Annotated in this window: 18 protein-coding genes; 11 read left to right on the forward strand and 7 right to left on the reverse strand. The window is 42.5% G+C overall.

Features of this window, described 5'->3' with window-relative positions; translation table 11 throughout:
* Nucleotides 1–55: 55 nt before the first annotated feature.
* A complete protein-coding gene (alaS, locus tag BLT41_RS12760) occupies nucleotides 56–2,698 on the reverse strand; it encodes an alanine--tRNA ligase (RefSeq protein WP_092161766.1) in 2,643 nt (880 codons plus the stop codon).
* A 99-nt stretch (nucleotides 2,699–2,797) separates the two neighbouring features.
* Nucleotides 2,798–3,853 (reverse strand): recombinase RecA, encoded by a 1,056-nt coding sequence (gene recA, locus BLT41_RS12765; protein WP_092161768.1) that lies wholly within the window; start codon nucleotides 3,851–3,853, stop codon nucleotides 2,798–2,800.
* A 229-nt stretch (nucleotides 3,854–4,082) separates the two neighbouring features.
* On the opposite strand from recA, the gene BLT41_RS12770 reads away from it, so the two are divergent.
* Nucleotides 4,083–5,261 (forward strand): tRNA(5-methylaminomethyl-2-thiouridylate) methyltransferase, encoded by a 1,179-nt coding sequence (locus tag BLT41_RS12770; protein WP_244512280.1) that lies wholly within the window; start codon nucleotides 4,083–4,085, stop codon nucleotides 5,259–5,261.
* 41 nt (nucleotides 5,262–5,302) lie between these two features.
* Nucleotides 5,303–6,244, forward strand: a complete 942-nt coding sequence (locus BLT41_RS12775; RefSeq protein WP_092161770.1) for a calcium/sodium antiporter — start codon at nucleotides 5,303–5,305, stop codon at nucleotides 6,242–6,244.
* Between the two features lie 85 nt (nucleotides 6,245–6,329).
* Here the strand turns inward: BLT41_RS12775 and BLT41_RS12780 are convergent, their stop codons facing one another.
* Nucleotides 6,330–7,418, reverse strand: coding sequence for a DUF6765 family protein (locus BLT41_RS12780; RefSeq protein ID WP_092161772.1), 1,089 nt, complete (start codon nucleotides 7,416–7,418; stop codon nucleotides 6,330–6,332).
* 242 nt (nucleotides 7,419–7,660) lie between these two features.
* On the opposite strand from BLT41_RS12780, the gene BLT41_RS12785 reads away from it, so the two are divergent.
* The 4 genes from BLT41_RS12785 to rnr all read left to right on the forward strand — a co-directional run bounded on the left by BLT41_RS12785 (nucleotide 7,661) and on the right by rnr (nucleotide 13,617).
* The gene (locus BLT41_RS12785; protein WP_092161773.1) at nucleotides 7,661–9,109 is read left to right on the forward strand and encodes an oligopeptide:H+ symporter; all 1,449 of its coding nucleotides are present in this window, start codon (nucleotides 7,661–7,663) and stop codon (nucleotides 9,107–9,109) included.
* Between the two features lie 185 nt (nucleotides 9,110–9,294).
* Nucleotides 9,295–10,029 (forward strand): Bax inhibitor-1/YccA family protein, encoded by a 735-nt coding sequence (locus BLT41_RS12790; protein ID WP_092161775.1) that lies wholly within the window; start codon nucleotides 9,295–9,297, stop codon nucleotides 10,027–10,029.
* A 104-nt stretch (nucleotides 10,030–10,133) separates the two neighbouring features.
* Nucleotides 10,134–11,249 carry a tetraacyldisaccharide 4'-kinase gene (gene lpxK, locus BLT41_RS12795; protein WP_092161776.1) on the forward strand — a complete coding sequence of 372 codons (1,116 nt, stop codon included), beginning with the start codon at nucleotides 10,134–10,136 and terminating at the stop codon, nucleotides 11,247–11,249.
* Nucleotides 11,250–11,349: 100 nt separating this feature from the next.
* A complete protein-coding gene (gene rnr / locus BLT41_RS12800) occupies nucleotides 11,350–13,617 on the forward strand; it encodes a ribonuclease R (protein ID WP_092161778.1) in 2,268 nt (755 codons plus the stop codon).
* Here the strand turns inward: rnr and BLT41_RS12805 are convergent.
* Nucleotides 13,614–13,913 (reverse strand): hypothetical protein, encoded by a 300-nt coding sequence (locus BLT41_RS12805; protein ID WP_092161780.1) that lies wholly within the window; start codon nucleotides 13,911–13,913, stop codon nucleotides 13,614–13,616. The genes rnr and BLT41_RS12805 overlap by 4 nt on opposite strands.
* Nucleotides 13,914–14,075: 162 nt before the next feature.
* Between BLT41_RS12805 and BLT41_RS12810 the strand changes: the two genes are divergently transcribed.
* The 3 genes from BLT41_RS12810 to BLT41_RS12815 all read left to right on the forward strand — a co-directional run bounded on the left by BLT41_RS12810 (nucleotide 14,076) and on the right by BLT41_RS12815 (nucleotide 16,164).
* Complete coding sequence (locus BLT41_RS12810; protein ID WP_092161781.1) at nucleotides 14,076–14,732, forward strand: LexA family transcriptional regulator; 657 nt, start codon at nucleotides 14,076–14,078, stop codon at nucleotides 14,730–14,732.
* Between the two features lie 228 nt (nucleotides 14,733–14,960).
* The gene (locus BLT41_RS17490) at nucleotides 14,961–15,128 is read left to right on the forward strand and encodes a hypothetical protein (RefSeq protein ID WP_170830371.1); all 168 of its coding nucleotides are present in this window, start codon (nucleotides 14,961–14,963) and stop codon (nucleotides 15,126–15,128) included.
* A gap of 301 nt (nucleotides 15,129–15,429) precedes the next feature.
* Nucleotides 15,430–16,164, forward strand: coding sequence for a peptide arginase family protein (locus BLT41_RS12815; protein WP_092161789.1), 735 nt, complete (start codon nucleotides 15,430–15,432; stop codon nucleotides 16,162–16,164).
* Between the two features lie 23 nt (nucleotides 16,165–16,187).
* On the opposite strand, the gene BLT41_RS12820 is transcribed toward BLT41_RS12815, so the two are convergent.
* Nucleotides 16,188–16,526, reverse strand: a complete 339-nt coding sequence (locus BLT41_RS12820) for a hypothetical protein (RefSeq protein ID WP_092161791.1) — start codon at nucleotides 16,524–16,526, stop codon at nucleotides 16,188–16,190.
* Between the two features lie 115 nt (nucleotides 16,527–16,641).
* Nucleotides 16,642–17,205: a hypothetical protein gene (locus tag BLT41_RS12825; protein WP_092161793.1), complete on the reverse strand. Its 564-nt coding sequence runs from the start codon at nucleotides 17,203–17,205 to the stop codon at nucleotides 16,642–16,644.
* An 86-nt stretch (nucleotides 17,206–17,291) separates the two neighbouring features.
* On the opposite strand from BLT41_RS12825, the gene BLT41_RS12830 reads away from it, so the two are divergent.
* Nucleotides 17,292–17,789: a hypothetical protein gene (locus BLT41_RS12830; RefSeq protein WP_092161795.1), complete on the forward strand. Its 498-nt coding sequence runs from the start codon at nucleotides 17,292–17,294 to the stop codon at nucleotides 17,787–17,789.
* Between the two features lie 81 nt (nucleotides 17,790–17,870).
* Entirely contained in the window at nucleotides 17,871–18,044 is a 174-nt protein-coding gene (locus tag BLT41_RS17495; protein WP_170830372.1) for a hypothetical protein, read from the forward strand.
* Nucleotides 18,045–18,053: 9 nt separating this feature from the next.
* Here the strand turns inward: BLT41_RS17495 and BLT41_RS12835 are convergent, their stop codons facing one another.
* Nucleotides 18,054–18,857 carry a substrate-binding periplasmic protein gene (locus BLT41_RS12835; RefSeq protein WP_092161797.1) on the reverse strand — a complete coding sequence of 268 codons (804 nt, stop codon included), beginning with the start codon at nucleotides 18,855–18,857 and terminating at the stop codon, nucleotides 18,054–18,056.
* Nucleotides 18,858–18,868: the final 11 nt, after the last annotated feature.

The raw sequence follows: 18,868 nt of genomic DNA on the forward strand, positions 1-18,868 counted from the left end.
TATACATATAATGACGACTTGCTGTCAAGGGCAAATCTTCCCTTCCTAGTTTTAATTACGACTCAGCAATAACCTTTTTCAGGGTTGCCAAAGCCTTGTCAATTCCTTTGGGGTCGGTACCGCCGGCTTGAGCCATATCAGGCCTGCCGCCGCCACCTCCACCTACCTCAGCTGCAACGGGTTTAATCAGCGCACCGGCTTTGAACCTGTTTGTCAGGTCTTTAGTCACTGCGATAATTAAGGAAACTTTATTATCTTCGACCTCGGCTATCAGGCAGATGATACCGGAATCCAGTTTGGATTTCAGCGCGTCTGTTTGGTCGCGTAAGGCCTTAACATTCGTCAATTCAAGCTTGGCAGCAAGAACTTTGATTCCTGCGATCTCTTCTATAGAGCTCATCAGGTCCGCTCCTGCGCCGGAAGCAAGCTTGGCTTGAAGTTGTTCATTTTGGCGAGTCAATTCTTTAGTCTGAGCTATGAGTGCCGCGATTTTGTCAGGAACCTGACCCGGGGCGGCTCTAAGTAAGTCCTGAGACTTGCTTATCTCGTCACGTTGTCCTTGCAGGAATGTGAGGGCATTCCATCCCGTTGCCGCTTCAATCCGGCGTATGCCTGCGGCAACTCCGGATTCGGACAATATTACAAAGGTTCCGGCCTCGCCTGTTGATTTCAGGTGAGTACCTCCGCATAGCTCCATGCTTTCTCCGGTGATATCGACGACTCTTACGACATCTCCGTATTTTTCTCCGAACAGTGCCGTAGCACCTTTTTCAGCAGCTTCTTTGTTGCTGAGCTCTTGGACATCAACTTCCGTAGCGGTCAGAATGGCGCGGTTAACTTCATTTTCAACCTGCCGGACTTCTGCGGGAGTCATGGCTGCAATATGAGTGAAATCGAACCTGAGTCTATTCGGGCCGACTAGTGATCCAGACTGCTTTACATGGTCTCCGAGAATTTTTCTCAGAGCGGCATGAAGCAGGTGAGTCACTGTGTGATTGCGCTCTGTTGCTAACCTGATTTCGTCATCTACTTCCAGCTTGGCTTCTTGTTCTAGGAGAAGTTCGCCTTCGTTTACAAAAATTTTACAAGCTGTGAGTTCAGGAGAAGCTTTAACTGATTCCAGTATGTCCGCGTTTCCTGTCAAAGTGCCGACTGTACCAGAATCCCCCATCTGTCCACCGGATTCTCCGTAGAAAGGAGTAGCGGCAGTGATAAGCCATCCTCCTGACCCCTGAGAAATACGGTCTAGATGATCTCCGCTTTCGGAAAGAAGATTTATGATTCTAGAGTCAGTCACCAGTTCACCATATCCGGTGAAACGGTTTTTAAGTCCAGCTTCAAGAACGGTGCGGAATATTGCCGCAGTATCTTTTTCGCCGGACCCTTTCCATGCTTTTTTGGCTCTTGTCTTTTGTTCTTTCATGGCTGCTTTGAAGCCGACTTCATCTACAGTGAACCCGTGTTTCTCGGTAACGTCATTGACTATATCGAGCGGGAATCCGAAAGTGTCATAAAGTTTGAAAGCCAGTTCGCCGGAAATAGTATTTTTGCCTTCTTTTTTAAGTTCTTCCATCTCGTCTTCGAGAATTATAAGACCTTTATCTAAAGTCTGGCTGAATCTTTCTTCTTCTTCACGAACCATGCGGGCCATGAAGTCTTTATTGTCTTCGAGTTCCGGGAACTGTTCGCTCATTTCAGAAACAACCATTCTGACTGTTTCATGAAGGAAAGGATCGGTCAGTCCGATAAGGCGTCCGAAACGGAAAGCTCTTCTGATCAAGCGACGGAGCACATAACCACGTCCTTCGTTTGAAGGAAGGATCTGGTCTGTGATCAGAAACGCAATAGAGCGCGAGTGGTCGGCAATGACCTGTAGCGCTGTGTCTATTTCGCCGTCTTCTTTATATTTTACGCCGGCTTTTTTGGCGATAGCCTGAATCATCGGCTGAAACAGGTCTGTTTCATAATTTGATTGTACGCCCTGACATACAGCGGTAATTCTTTCCAGTCCCATACCCGTATCAATGGAAGGGCGCGGAAGCGGAACTCGGTTACCTTCTCCATCCTGATCGTACTGCATGAAAACGAGGTTCCATATTTCAAGGAAGCGGTCACAATCACATTTTCCGATCCCGCAATTGGGACCGCAAGTCATGTTCTCGCCCTGATCAATATGTACTTCGGAGCAAGGACCACAAGGACCAGTGTCACCCATGGACCAGAAGTTTTCTTTTTCGCCCAGTTTGAAGATTCGATCAGCCGGGACATTAACAACTTTCTGCCAGAGTTCTCCAGCTTCATCGTCGTCTTTATAAATAGTTATATAAAGTTTGTCTTTGGGCAGCTTCAGTTCCTCAGTGAGGAATTTCCAGCAAAATTTGATAGCGTCTTCTTTAAAGTAGTCGCCAAAAGAAAAATTGCCGAGCATTTCAAAAAAAGTGTGGTGACGGGCAGTACGGCCTACATTTTCGAGGTCGTTGTGCTTTCCACCGACGCGCAAACATTTCTGTGAAGTTGTTGCGCGGACGTAGTCTCTTTGTTCCTGTCCAAGAAAAGTCTTTTTAAACTGGACCATTCCTGCGTTGGTGAACAGCAGGGATGGATCGTCTTTTGGGACTAGAGATGAACTTGAAACAATTTCATGTCCGTTATTTTTGAAAAAAGTAAGGAATCTTTCTCTGATTTCACTGGCCTTCATGGGCTGTCTCCGTAAAAAACTCTAATATCGTGAATATTCTAAGTAAGCATATTTAAAACCCCGGGAGGCCGAGGTTATTTATCATCGGGCCAACAGGCTTTACTCGTCAGAAGTAGTTGCGTCAACCTTCACCTCAGGGGCTTCTTTCATGCCGAGGTGAACGAGGATTTTGTCTTCTATCTCCTGTCGTAATTCAGGAGTGTCTATCAAGAATTGGCGGACGTTTTCCTTGCCCTGTCCAAGTCTCTCTGAGCCGTAAGCATACCATGCTCCACTTTTATCAATAATTCCGTAATCCACACCGAGATCAAGAATTTCGCCTTCGCGGGACATTCCTGTTCCATAAAGTATGTCTACAAGAGCTTCTCTGAAAGGCGGTGCAACTTTATTTTTAACAATTTTGATACGGGTGCGTGAACCGAAAACTTCCTCTTTATCTTTGAGGGTCTGGATTCTGCGGATATCAAAACGTACTGATGCGTAGAATTTAAGGGCGTTACCACCGGATGTTGTTTCGGGGTTGCCGTATCCTGCCATACCGATTTTCATACGGATCTGGTTGATAAACAATACAACAGAATTAGATTTATGGATAGTACCGGTCAGCTTTCTAAGGGCATGAGACATAAGTCTTGCCTGTCCGCCGACCTGAGTTTCACCCATGTTGCCTTCAAGCTCAGCCTGCGGAATAAGTGCCGCAACGGAGTCGATTACGACGATATCAACTGCGCCGGAACGAACCAGCAGGTCAGTGATTTCCAAAGCCTGTTCGCCGTAGTCCGGCTGTGAAATAAGCAGTTCGTCGGTGTTTACGCCGAGTCTTTGAGCATATTTAACATCAAGAGCGTGTTCTGCATCAACAAAGGCAGCGGTTCCACCGTTTTTCTGACATTCTGCAATTACATGCAGGGCCAGTGTTGTCTTACCTGATGATTCCGGTCCGTAAACTTCGGTGACTCTACCTTTAGGAATCCCACCGATACCCAAAGCCAGATCAAGGCTTATAGAACCTGTCGGGATGACCGGGATAGCTTGTATAGCACCTGAATCAAGGCGCATGATTGAGCCTTTACCGAACTTGCGTTCAATAGTTGTAAGTGCTGTGCTCAGGGCTTCTTTACGGAGCTCTTCGGGGTTTGCGGCTTTTCTGCTCATGTATTCTCCAGTTTGGGGTTGGACGTTTCAACGCATTTTTTTTCCAGTGATTGTCACATGCACAAGAAGCCTTTACGGCGAGATGCGGTGGTCTCCGTCCAGACGAATCAAGCAACTGCTTCCGATACCAAATAGCTCGTAATAACGCAATCTCAAACGTTCATATTAATTATTATGAGATTATTTAATTTGGTTATAGAAAAATGCAGAATCAGCCTTTTATAGGGGGTTGTCACCACTTTTCGAGCTTGATGATCAGTTGCAGTTTACTTCGAATGAGGTTACAAGCCGCCCCATGAACACTCGATATGACGCTTTAGCTCTCTTTTCAGGGGGCCTCGATAGTATACTGGCATGCAAGGTTATTCAGGATCAGGGACTTAAGGTCCTAGGTATTCATTTCATCACTCCTTTTTTCGGCAATCCTGAGAAGATTGAAGATTGGCAGGAAATTTATGGTGTTGATATACTTCCTGTTGATATAAGCTCTAAATATATAAAAATGATGCTTGATGTTCCCGCTCACGGCATGGGTAAACTTGTTAATCCCTGTGTGGATTGCAAGATTATGATGCTTCGTCATGCCCATTCTCTGATGGATGAATTCGGAGCTAAATTTATTATTTCCGGTGAAGTTGTGGGGCAGAGGCCTATGTCGCAACGGCAGGAAGCTCTAAATTCAATCAGAAATGATGCGGAAGTAAGAGACGTGTTGCTGCGCCCTTTATGCGCTAAAAGTCAGTTAATCACTCCTTGTGAAGAATCCGGCCTTGTAGACAGGGAGAAGCTTCCGCATATCAGCGGCCGTGGACGTAAAGAGCAGCTTGCAATGGCCAAAGCATATGGATTTAAGGTTATTCCTACACCTGCGGGAGGCTGTAAGCTTACTGAATATGAAAATGCAGCTCGCTTTCTGCCGCTTCTGCGGAATCTTAAAGAGCCTGATGTTAATTTTTTCAAGCTGACGACAGTAGGTCGACAGTATTGGGCCGGTAATAAACTGCTCGCAATCGGCAGGAATCAAGACGACAATGAGAACATTGAAAAATTATTCAATGATGGGGATTATGTTTTTGAAGTAAAGGATTTCCCCGGTCCTTTAAGTCTTGGACGCGCTCTCAATCCTGAAGGATGGACCGAGCGTGAGATTTTAGACGCAGCAGCTATGACGGCTTCTTTTTCACCGAAGGCCCGTAATTCCGGCGGTGAAGTGGTTGTGAATGTCATCGGTCCTGATGGAAATAAAGACGTTTCGGTTTTACCCTCCAGAGAGACTGAGACCGTTTTTGCGGGACCGAATCTTGAGGGCCTTAAAGAATGGAAGATCGAACGCGAAAACTTTAGACTTAAAAATATTGAGCTTAAAAAAATTGAAGGTGATAATTTGGCGCTGGGAAAAAATGACTAATTTTGCTATTATAAAAGCTTATTCCAATGCCGGAGGATTTAATGGTTTCTAACGCGATATATTTTTTTCTCAGTATTTTTCTGCTTTGGTTCGGTGCGGACTGGATTGTTGAGTCTGCGTCTAAGATTGCTAAAAAATATAAAGTTTCCGATCTTGTTGTAGGTCTGACCATTGTTGCTTTCGGAACATCCGCTCCTGAATTTTTGGTTACAGCCACCGCAGCTTTTAAGGGACTTTCGGATTTATCCTTATCCAATGTAGTCGGTTCAAATATTTTTAATCTAGGTTTTATTTTAGGGTTGATGGCTTTAATTAAGCCGCTTCCAACAACTCGTGCGCTGGCCTTTCGTGATACTCCGTTGTTGCTTGCGACAACTGCTTTGATTCTGGGGCTTGCCTATTTCGGTAATCTCGGACGCGGAGCAGGAGTGCTGCTGATCTCTATTCTGCTCGGATATATTATTTATCTGATTGTGCACAGTAAACGGGCGGCCAAAGCTATGTCCGGTATTCCTCAGGTAGAGGAAGAAGTTTGCGAAATCCGTGTAATTGACTGGGTGAAATTAGCTGCCGGATTTGTAGGAATTGCGCTCGGCGGTGACTTTATGGTTGAATCCGCTTCTGCCATCGCAACTCATTTCGGTGTTTCCAACTGGGTTATAGGTATGACCATTGTTGCTGCCGGAACATCTTTGCCGGAATTGGTAACCTGCCTTGCCGCATCTTTAAAAGGACGTAATGAAATGTTGCTCGGTAATCTTATCGGCAGTGATTTCTTCAACTTTGCCGGAGTGCTGGGACTAACTTGCATATTGCGGCCGCTTGAGGTTTCTCCTGAAGCTATGCCGGGGCTTACCATACTTGTTGCCATGGTGGCGTTGGTTCTTTTGTTTATTCGCACAGGCTGGAAAGTTTCCCGTACGGAAGGGGCTATTCTTATTACCCTAAGTTTGCTTCGCTGGGTTCAGGATTTTATGACTTAGTCCTGACTGTTTAAATTTAGATTGAACAAGTAAAATCCTCCGTCCGAATACCGGGCGGAGGATTTGTTGTTTCTGTATGTTATTACTAAGCAACAACTAAACTTTTTTTGGGAAGTAAATCTCTTAACACGTAGTGACGGTGGTAAGACGTTGCTTGATAAAATCTATAGAGAGGGGAGTTGAGAGCACCATGAGAGTCATCGTTTCCATGCATTTTTGCTTTTTTATCAAGCCATTCCTTTCCGAGATAGTCAGGGAAGGGTTCATTGGATCCGAAGATGGCTTTTTGTGATACAGCTTCAATCCATTTGTTACTGCGTTCTTTTTCGGGCCCTTCGAAAGCTAGAATTTCGGAAACAGCATTTTTTATGTTGTTGAATGGGATGGGGTCTCTGTCTGTTAATCCGGATTTTTTCTGCGTGTACTTAACAAACATACCATGTAGTGCTTCACATCCTTCCAGGAACGTTGCGTGGTTATCTCGCCATGCACAGTGTTTACCCGTTTCTTCGTAAATATATCTCCATTTTAGATATGGGCGATCCGGGAAGGTACAAGCTGCTCCGTGTCCTAACGCACCTGAAAGATTTTCGGCGAACCATGATTTGATATTTTCGATTAATCCAGAATCTTCAGGGTAATTTCGCATGAAATCATGTTGCTTTTTTTTGATGTATTTGATTGTTTCAGGTTTGTGTTTTTCTAAGTCGAATTCAAAGCTGTCATTTTCAATTCTGTTATGGCGTGAGCTTATTCCGCTGAAATCATAGTGTGAAAAGGTGTCAGCATAAACATGAGCAGCGACCCCCATCAACTCATCTGAAAAATCTTCGTTTTGCGCAAGGTGATTGTTAACCATCTCCCTAGCAAGAACGCTGTCTTTTAAGCAAACAAGGCGTTTTGAAAAATTACCGCCTGCGACATTTCCGGGTAAAAAGTGAAAGGGAACCCAAATCAATCGCTGGTCTTCCTTGTCTAGATTCTTGAGATTAAAGGCATGATGAGCGCTTGCGCGCGAATGTAACGCTCCACCATCTTTAAATTCGAGGGATTTTTTTGTTGCGTTGTCATCAACAAATTGCGCAGCACTGGCGATGACTTGAGCTTTAATCGGCGAAATTCCCGTTGAACGGGCCATTACGTATGTTCCATAATAGTGCATGTCTTTTTGCATAATTAATACCCTTGCAGCGTTATAAGGTTTAAATTGTGCGTATTGTTATTACAGAAATAGTTACAATGGAAGTCTTTTGGTTTGTTTGTATAGATAGTGTGTAATCGTAAATAAATATTGAGAGCGTTTTTTAGAGCATTGTATCTCAACCACTTATTATAAAAGCTTTCAGCTCTCGCATTTTAGAGTTATCTGTCGTATAAGCTTGCATATATTCATATAAAGACCTCCGAGGAGAGATTATGTCTGAAAGTTCTGTGAGCCCGTTTAAGCACCCTAAGCCTTTTTATTTGCTGTTCTCAGTCGAAATGTGGGAAAGGTTCGGTTACTATGGAATGCAGGCCCTTTTGGTTCTGTTTATGGTAACTAAACTGGGGTTCAGCGATGATCTGGCTGACACTACTTTCAGTGCCTTTGCGGCGCTTGTTTATGCCTTTATTTGTCTCGGCGGATATGTCGGTGATAAAATTCTGGGAAACAGGCGGACCATGTTTTTCGGTGCGGTTGTTCTGGCGGTTGGTTACGGACTTCTCGGAATTGATTGCGATAGATTTTTATATCCAGCCCTCGGTATAATTATTGCTGGGAACGGTCTTTTCAAGGCGAATCCTTCCGCTCTGGTTTCCAAACTTTACGAGAAAGGCGACTCCCGTGTAGACGGCGCGTTTACCCTTTATTACATGGCGATAAATATCGGCTCATTCGCTGCTATGTCCCTTTGTCCGGTTATACAGAAAATGTATGGCTGGAATGCCGGATTTCTTGTTTGCTTCATCGGTATGGGGATAGCGATAGGCAATTATATAATATTTAGAAGCATACTTGATCCCATCGGCTCGGAAGCAGATTTTAAACCTCTGAGTGTGCGGAATCTCGGTTTGACATTGCTGGGCACTATTTTTGTTGCTTTTATTTCCGCTCTGCTGTTGAAACATTTAGTTGTAGCCCATGAATTGCTTTATGTTGCGGTATTAGTCGTTGCCGGACTTTTTATCCGCGAAATTTACAGAGCGGAGCCGCATGAACGTTCTAATTTAATTATCTGCTTGATCTTGATGGTTGAGGCTGTCGTTTTTTTTGCTCTGTATCAACAGATGCCGACTTCTCTTAATCTTTTTGCCGCAAGAAATGTTCATCTTTCAATTTTCGGAATTCCGGTACAGGCGGCTTCTTTTCAGGCGTTAAATCCGTTTTGGATAATGGTCATAAGTCCTTTTCTTGCAATGCTTTATACAAAACTTGATAAGTCCGGAAAGGACCTTTCTCTGCCCGGTAAGTTTGCGCTCGGAATGATTATGTGTTGTGCATCTTTTCTGACCTTGGCGCTGGTTGCCCGCTACAGGGCGGATGCCGCAGGATATGTATCCGGTAACTGGCTGGTTTTAAGTTATTGTTTTCAGAGCATAGGTGAACTTCTGGTCAGCGGGCTCGGGTTGGCAATGGTTTCACGCCTCACTCCTGAGCGTTCAATGGGTTTTATGATGGGGGCATGGTTCATGTTTCAATCAGTCGCGATGGTCCTCGGAGGGTATATTGCAACGCTGGCAAGTGTTCCTAATGGTGGCATTCATGCTACCAAATCTCTTGTTATTTATGGCGATTTATTTATGCGTATCGGACTTGTTACCGGTGCGATAGCTCTTGTTATGACGCTTTTTGTTCCGGTGTTGAAAAAATATATTCGGGAGTGATCCCTATTTATATATGATAATTTAGTACTATTCTAAATGTCTTGCCTGTTTCGTAGAAGGTGACTATCTTTAGTACTTAGAAACTTGTTGAATATTAGCGGAGATTCCCCAAAGAATCCGAAAGCGGATGAAAATAAGGGCTCTGCTTGAACTTATTAGATAAAATTAATTGTGAGGAGAAAATTATGAGTAGATTTGGTTCTGCCGGTGCAGTGAGATCTAAACCGGAAATCCTTAATGCTTTCATGCGTGGGGTTTATAACTGGATGAGTCTGGGGCTTTTGATGACAGCCGCTGTTGCATGGCTTACCGCGTCAACTCCAGCTGTTCTCAATCTGGTTTTTGCTCAGAATGCTGCGACCGGAGCATATGGACCGACCATGTTGTTCTGGGTTGCTCTTGTTGGCGAAATCGGGCTTGTTTTTTATTTGAGTGCCCGCATCAGCAGTCTTTCCGCCAGCGCGGCAACGGGTCTTTTTATGGCCTACAGCGGACTTAACGGTCTGACTTTGTCTGTGCTTTTGCTCGCTTATACAGCTTCTTCCATTTTCCAGACATTCTTGGTTACCGCCGGTATGTTTGCGGCTTTGAGTCTTTATGGTTTGACTACCAAAAAAGACCTTACCGGAATGGGTTCCTTTATGTTCATGGGGCTTATCGGGATTATTATCGCTTCTGTCGTGAACATGTTCATGCAGAGTTCTGCTATGGATTTTGTAATTTCTGTTATCGGAGTAATCGTGTTCGCAGGACTTACTGCTTACGATTCTCAGAAACTTAAAGTTATGGGTGAATCCGTTCCTTCTGGTGACGAAACAGCCCTTAGACGTGGAACAATCATGGGCGCTTTGACGCTCTATCTTGATTTTATCAACTTGTTCCTTTTCCTCTTAAGATTCATGGGGACTGCTCGCGATTAGTCTTGAATCTGTATTAACGGTGCTGTTTACAGCCGATTCAGGTCAATAATAATATTATCAAGGGGAACCGTCAGGTTCCCTTTGATTTTTCAGGTGATGAAATAATGTCTTTTTTACGTACCGCGCAAAATATTTTAAGTCCTGTTCTTGCCCCTGCCGGGTATGCTTACGGCTCTGTGATGGCTTGCCGTGCAAAGCTTTACAATAGAGATTCTTTCACCCGTTTTAATCCTGCATGTCCGTGTATCTCTGTAGGAAATATCGGGTCCGGCGGTAGCGGCAAAACTCCCTTGGCAGGCTGGCTTTTAGCTTGGGCAAATAGTCTGGGAATGCAGTCTGTGCTTCTTAGCCGCGGTTACGGAGCATCTCCTTCAAAGCTTCCTTATCTGGTCACAGCTGAAAGTCCCGTAGAAGAATCCGGAGACGAGCCTTTGATGCTTGCTTCTGAAAATCCTTATGCACGGGTTGTTGTTGATCCTATTCGTATTCGTTCAGGTAAATGGGCGACTGATCAATTTAAACCGGATTTAATGGTGCTTGATGACGGATTTCAGCATATGGCTGTCCGGCGTGATCTGGATTTTGTTTTAATGACACCGGATGATTTTAGTGATGGATGGAATAAAGTTATTCCGCGCGGAACATGGCGCGAAGGTCAAAATGCACTTGGGCGGGCAGATGTCTTTTTTGTTAAAAGTCCGGCTGGCGATTTCAATTCCATGAAAGATCTTATAAAAGATAGACTCGGTAAATATAAAAAACCTGTTTTCCAATTCAATCTGCAAGCCGAGGGACTTAGACTTTTGAATGGTGAAGATTCTCTTCCGTTTGGTAATGATAAGTATTTGCTGGTTTCAGGCATCGGTAAACCTGAACAGTTCAGTAGAGACAGCAGTGAATTTATGGGTCAAATCGCTTCAGAACATATGATATTTAAGGACCATCATCCGTATAATGCACAGGATGTTAAGATGATCAGGCAGAAAGCCGTGCAAGTCGGCGCTGTAAAAATAATATGCACTCCGAAAGATGCAGTTAAGCTTCGTAAATTAGGTTGCGACGAATTTTATACAATTAACCTGCATGTAGAATTTGAAGAATCAATTTTCTTTGACGGAACCAAATCTTGTACTTCCAATGTCAGCCCGGTCAGCTTTGCCGACTGGTGGAACAGAGAAAGGCTTGCACAAGCTTATCAAAGTAGAAACAGACAAAAATAAAAACGTATCAAAATAGAAATTTCTAAAGAAATTCAGAAAGATGCAGTCGAAAGAGCTGCTTAATAAAATCAAAACAATTTAGAATCAGGATATATATATCATGGGTAAAAAGAAACATTCCAAGAATCCCGGCGTAATTAAGCCGTATGAAGTCGTTAAAATTTTACGCAAAAGCGAGAAACCCCTTTCAGGTGGTGAAATTCAGAAAAGGCTGGGATTGACAAAACGTCATCGTAAGTTTGTGAAAGAATTGCTTGTTTCGCAGGTTGCAGAAGGAAAAATCGTCAAGGCTGGAAGTGCTTACGGCCTCCTTGAAAAAATGAATATGATTACCGGAAAGCTTCAGGTTCAGAGGTCCGGTGCGGCTTTTGTTCTGCCGGATGAAAAAGGGCGCAAAGATATTTTCGTTCGCCCTAGATCGATGAATGAAGCATGGCACGGAGATAGAGTTTCGGTTGCAATTTTAAGCGCCAACAGTGGTGGTAAAAATCCCGAAGGGCGTGTTCTAAGTGTGCTTGAAAGAGGGAAACAGGTTTTCCCTGTAAGAGTCGCGCGTGCGACCGGAGCAACAGCATTGCTTTGTAATCCCACAGATCCAAAGCTTAATTTCGGGATAGTGGTTGAACCGAAGGAAGCTGTAAAAAGTCCATCATTAGCGAGCGGAAAGTTGGAAAAATCCGTTCTTAATAAAGCAGGTGTTGACTCAACTGTAGCTTCATCAAAGGAACAGTCTTTTGATTATTCAAAGGTTTCCCGCGGAGATATTTTACTTGTTGCTCCCGGTGAACGAATTCATGCAAATTTGTGGAAAGGTAAAATTCTCAAATATCTTGGACGTGAAGATGATGTTCTTGTGCAGGAAGCTATAGTTAAGGCTAATAATGGAGTTCCTACCGAATTTCCTGAAAAAGCGTTGGAAGAGGCTGCTTCTCTACCGGATCGTCCGAGCGAAGAAGATTTCGAATCCCGCGAAGACATGCGCGAGATTCAGTTTGTCACTATTGACGGCGCGACCGCAAAAGACTTTGACGATGCTATTCATGTTGAAACGATAGCAAAAGGTTATAGACTTAGAGTCGCGATTGCGGACGTAAGCCATTACGTTGCAATGAATTCTCCGATGGACCGTGAAGCTGGCAAACGCGCTAATTCGTATTATTTCCCTAAATCTGTCGAACCTATGTTCCCGGAAGCTCTCAGTAACGGGCTTTGCAGTCTTAATCCGAATGTTGAACGGCTTGCGATGAATGCAACAATTGAGTTTGATAAAACAGGTGTTCCGCTATCTTCGAAATTTGCTTCGGTGGTAATTCGTAGCCACGCACGGTTGACCTACAATCAGGTCTACAAAGCAATTATTCAGGGAGATGAAGAGGAGCGCGCTAAGATTTCTGAAGTTGTTCCTATGCTGGAAGTTGCGGAAAAGTTGGCCCTTCAAATCAATGCAAGAAGGAAGGAACGGGGCAGTCTTGATTTCGACCTGCCAGAGCCGGAAATTCTTTTTAATTTGCAGGGTGAAACTGTCGATATCTGCCCGAGAGTCCGCAACTTTGCACATCAGATGATTGAAGAGTTTATGATCGCAGCCAACGAAGCTGTGGCTGAATTTTTGACTGCGCGTGAAATGCCTTGCCTGTATCGCGTGCATCCCGGTCCTGATCCTCAGAAGTTGACCAATTTCTTTAAGGTATTGAAGAAAATGGGTATCGCCAGCGATATCCCTGATCCTATAACTCCACAATCTTTGCAGAAGGTTCTTCAGAGCGCAGATGGAGCTGATCAGGAATTTCTGGTGAGCAGAATGCTGATAAGGTCCATGAAGCAGGCTAAGTACGAACCTGGCAATGAAGGTCATTTCGGGCTGGCTTCAGATTGTTACTGTCATTTCACTTCGCCGATCAGACGTTATGCCGACCTTGCCGTGCACAGATCTTTGAAGGTTGCCCTCGGTGATCAGCATCAGCCGATGCATGCTCAAAAGCAACTGACAGGCCTTGGGTCACATCTGAGCGCACGTGAACGTGTTGCAATGGAAGCTGAGCGTGAAATACTTAAGCGTTTGACCATTATTTTTCTTAAAGATAAAGTCGGAGAACAATTTACCGGTATTATTTCATCTATGGCTGAGTTCGGATTCTGGGTAGAATTTCAAGAAGTCATGGCAGAAGGTATGATCAGACTGGCTAGTCTAAGTGATGACTATTATACTTTCTGGGCTGACCGCCAGATGATTGTGGGTGAACGCTCGGGTAAGGCCTTTAGATTGGGACAGAAAGTTATTGTGAAGCTTGACTCTGTGAGTCTTGAGTTGCTTGAAGCCAACTTATCGATAGTGGAAGGCGGCGAAGATTTTAAAAAATATGTTTAGTTTTTGGCAATCTTCTCTAAATGTCTGACTATTTTGCAGAAAATTGTTAAAGTGCATATCTTTTCGTCTACTTCACAGTTGAATACATCGTCAGCTTCGGACACGGTGTTAAGAGCTTCATACACTTTAACGAGAGCTTCCTGCGTATCATTGCCAAATAGGTCTTTAATCATGCGCAGGAGCTCCGGCGGAGCTTCTTCGGTTAGATTCAGGATTACCCCGGAATCTCCGAAGTCAAAGTCGAAGTATCCTGCGTATTCGGCTGCAATATCTTGCATGTCTCTATCCTTGGTCATGAAATAAACTCCAAGTAAGTTTCTATTTGATATAAAAAGACATTACTACAACCCTAGATGTTTGAAAAGTGCTCTATCGTTATAAAATGGTTGCGATATTGTTTTGTCTAAGTTAACTATAAGTGAACTTGTATGTTAAACTTTGATTGATTTGAGGGCGTAATGCAAACCAAAGATTTTGATTCATTTTTTGAGAGGCTGCGGGAGCAGACAGATATTTCAACTCAGGCTCAGTTGGCTCGCGAACTCGGAGTCGGGCGGGCTGCGGTGTCCCTGGTTAAAAAGAAAGGAGCCGTCCCTCCTCGTTGGATATTGGATTTGTCGGTGCGCTATAATATAGATTCAACATGGCTTGAATCAGGTCTCGGCTTGCCTCATTCTGAAGAAAGCGCAGAAGCTTTTGCGGAAGATTTTACGAGAGTTCCGAAAGTTGCGGCCCGGTTGTCGGCCGGCGGCGGATCTTTTGAGACAGGTGGAGAAATTGAAGGTTATTACGCATTTCATAAAAACTGGATAAGCTCTAAGGGTAACCCCGCTAACATGGTTTTGATGGAAGTGTACGGAAACAGCATGGAGCCCGAACTTAAAGCGGGAGATATCGTGCTGCTTGATCAATCCAAGCAGAGCATTCTAGCGGGTGGTATTTATGCCATCGGCGTTGAAGATACTGTAATGGTGAAGCGGGTTGAAAAGCGCCCGGGACAGGTTGTTCTTCATAGTGATAACACCGATTATTCGCCTATTTTCCTCGGCGGAGATGAGCTTGAAAATGTAAGAGTACTCGGTCAGGTTGTTTGGGCTTCACGCGAATATCAGTAAAAGAATCGTTTTTTTGAATTTTGTTTAAGCGGGATTGTTAAGCTGCCATGCTGCAATCTCGCTTTTTTTATGGATATTTTTTTGGAGTAGTTAATTATTTTAATTGTTATGTTTATTTTTAGTTGACACTCGTGTTGTGTTATGGTTGATTTGAGTCGTCACATGTCAAGAGTTTCGGCGGGAGGGTGATTCCTTCCATGTAAAAAAATCAAGGTCAGGAGAGTTGTTATGCAGGAAAGATATTGCAAGTGCGGAAATCAGGTCATCGTTCAGTATCAGAATAAAAGATCTGAAGATTGGTTTACACGTTTCTGGATAATGGGGTCCACTTTCGGCAAAACTGTAAGAGTTTGTCCGCATTGTGGAAACCCGCTTAATATTGACAGCCTTAAGTAGGAACTTTTTTAACTGAATTTTAAAAGAAAATAAAAATTTATAAATTTTCGGTAAACTTCCCCCCTGTTGTTTACCGGGAAAGTGACTGCCACTTATATTCCTTACACTCCGGTTCTATTTTCTTTCTGATTAGTATGCCGTCGTTCTGGCGGCATACTAATTGAGCCGGTATCTTAAGAAGTTTATATCGTAGAGTCTGCTTTCAAGAGATTGTGTTTATCTATTTGAATAATCTAACCCTTTCCTTTTCAATCTCCCAAATGTATGAATTAAAAAAGTAGATATGATTTTGGAGGAATATATGGGCGAGTGGATAGTAGATTTTCAGGGGCGTAATCATTCAACCGCAATAAAGCTTAATTTTTTGTGGAAAGATCGTAATGTTTTTATAATGGATAACCACCGGGCTGCGCTTTGGTGCTGGCTTTCCAGTATAAAAGACCATCCTGATGTTGGCTTGTTTCATGTTGATAGACATTATGACGCTTTATTTTCTGCTAAAGATTATGTTCATTTTCCTCACGACGATTTCAATTCACTTAGCATCGATGAATATCTTTCCTGTGGTTATGACAATGATTTTTTTGCGGTAACTCCGCTTTTCAGGTGGGATAACTATTTGGGTTTATTCATTGAAAAATATCGTAATCAAGTTAGGGAGTGGGCTTTTGCCACGCATGGAAAAGGTGCCGCTCCAAAAGATATCCGTTTCGCAGCATATGAACCTTGGGAGTTTCCTGCGGGGCTTTATGAACTGAAGGGAAAATGGATTTTCAATCTTGATCTTGATTATTTTTTCGGAAGAATGAGCAGCGGTCAGATGGAAAAGTTATTTACTGATGTGTATATTCGGGATTTCGCAAAAGCTTTACGTGCCGGCCTTGATTCCGGTGTAATTGTGGCCTTGACGGTGAGTTTAAGCCCTGAATGCGCTGGAGGATGGGAAGGAACAGAAGAAGTCCTTAAGCTGATAACCGAAGGACTTGAAATTGATTTCAGCCTGCCTGCATCTTCTGATCTCGAACATTCAATATGAATAAAGGTAAAAGCCCTAAAAATTTAGTCTTTATTCCATACTTTAAACTTATGAGTTGAAAAGAATTCGTTATATAGTTTTTCTGCTTTCTTTTTGATGTTTTTATCGTGCATAATCAGCACGCTTAATGCTTCATATTTGAAATAAGCCACAACATCATCCCAGTCGATTTCGTCATTATCTGTTTTGTGTCTGAATCCCTGTAAGCCCGGTTCTACTAATTTTTGCTTCAAGGGATCATCGACTCCGGCATCTTTGAAAAAAGCGCATATCTCCTTTTTTACATTTTCAGGCCAATCTGTTTCTCCCAAGGGAATAAGGTCCTGAAATTTATTTTCCTGTCCTTTTTTTAATATATACATCCCGCTAAACTCCGATTTTGAAATAGTGATTGATACAGAACTTCAGTATGATCCAAAAAAGTCAAATTTACAAGAATTTAGGTGGTGTGCTGTGGTTTGTAATTAGATGTAGATATTACTTAGTTCGATTAAATCTACCAATTATCTGTCCCGTGGCAGGCATAGATTTCGAGTCATCAAATTCTGTTTTTAGAAATGTGAGGGCTGATAAATCAGGACTGAAAATTAATGTTCTGATTTGAGAGTTCCCGCCGGATTTTTCATAATCTATAATGTCTGTTATATAAAAAGTGTTTCCGGAAACGGTTACTGACCTTCGTACTTTCGTCTTATCTAAATTCCATTCGTATTCCATAAATGTTTCATCGCTAGGGATTACGTAATAGTCATAATGACTTTTATTTATATTTTGCATGTCAGAATTTATGGTTAGACTGGCTGTCGTTGTTACCATTTTATTTGTGTAGTGAACGGTTACTTCGCCGGCAAAAACACCACAAAAACGAGAATTATTCAAAGCTATTACTTTTTTATCGGGAGTAGTTTTTTGTGTTGTTTCGGGCAGTCGTAAATTGAATTCAGGTCTCTTAAGATTCTTTAGAGAGGAAGATTCTTTTCCTGAAGCTGTCGAGACGGTGAGAGCTAGTATTGCCACGATCAGGAGGATTGTTTTTGTCATGATATTTTAACTGCCTATTCGTTTTGCTGGTACGTATTGTTGAATTAATATATGAAGTTAAAAAATGATTTCAAAAGGAGATTAACATGATTTGCCTTGTCAGGAAAATATTTCTTCTAGTGTTTATTTTATCGGCTGTGATTTATGTGCCCACTCTCAGCGCGGAAATGAAAATTACTTTGAAAGACGGAAAGGTCATCGAAGTTCCTGTTTCGCGTGAAAATGTTAAATCTATCGAATATGGTGATTCTGTAGTCTCCGGTGCGGCCGGGGAGTCTGGCGATAAAGAGACTCAGATAGTTTATGGTAAAAATACTATTAGAATTGAAAGTGCTAAATATGGAAATGTAAGTTTTGAATTAGGAAACGAGCTGGGATATAAGCAATATTTTTGTGATGCTAAAGATGCATTGATCGAAAAGTGTGATGGTAAGGATCGTTGTAAAATTATTGTCGGAAGCCAGATCTGTGGTGATCCATATCCTGGGAAAGGTAAGTACTTGTATGTTGAGTACTCATGCGGTGAAAAGCTTAAAAGAGCTAAAAATACTCAGACTGAAATTATGCTTTTGAAGTGCCCGTAGATATTATCTTTATAACCTCGATGGGTTCGCTTTTTGCATCAAAAAGCGGATAAGAAAAATAATCCCCATCGGAGGTTGTTAATGCGGAAGATTTTGGCTTTGGGATTAGTTGTTGTAAGCGGTATTATGTTGTTTCAGTCGGGAATCGCGGTTTATTATTCTCTGAATTCGCAAAAGATTCAAAAACCGCAGGTTGTTGAGCTTGACAGGGTAGAAGGCATAAATTGCCCTTTCTTTTTTCCAAAGGAGCAATAGTTCAATTTTTTATTTGTGTTGAACAGTATGTTTAATGGTAGGAATTTTATTTTTTGTAATGAATATATTAAAATCTTCTAGAAAGTCAGTTTTGCTTCTTTTTATGAGTAGGTGCAAATTATATTCGTAAAGTGGTTTTTCTATAATACGAAATGAATTAATGGAATGGCTGGTCCGGTTCATAAGTTTCGGTAAGGTCATTTCATTGCATATGGCGCCTTCAACTCTCCGCTTTGTGATCAGTTCAAGTATTTGCGATGTGCGATAGACAGAGTGCTTGTGTATTATGCCTTTATCAAAATATTCATCCAATGGCCCATAGCCATTACCGTGCAGTACTGCTATTCGTTTTCCTCTTAAGTCTTCAATATTATTGTCTATAATGTCCGAATTCTTTCTTACCAGCAAATGGTCTCCGATCTTCCATAAAGGGAGTGAAGGAGCAAATTTGCTGTTAATTTCTTTTGAGACAAACATCGGGTCCGTCAATGCGAAAGCGTCTGCATTTTCTGCTGCGAGAACTTTATTAATTCGTTCTCGGGGTAGGCATTTGTATTCAAGCTTGTATTGTGGATGGCTCTTTGTAAAATTTTCTAATATGTCTATGAAAAGCCCTTTAAGATTTTGGCTGGATTCGTTGCTCTTGTTGATTGAATAGAATGGCGGAAATCTATGACCGAACAAAATAACGATTTTTTCTTTTTGAATCTCTTTGGCATAAGATCCGCCAGTAGCAGAAATAGATAATATTACAGTTATAAAAATTATTTTACATATTGCTCTTAATATTTTTCTTCGATGAAAGGATATCATATTATTTTAAC

Origin of the sequence: Maridesulfovibrio ferrireducens (assembly GCF_900101105.1) — a bacterium.
In the GTDB taxonomy this organism is placed as follows: Bacteria; Desulfobacterota; Desulfovibrionia; order Desulfovibrionales; family Desulfovibrionaceae; genus Maridesulfovibrio; species Maridesulfovibrio ferrireducens.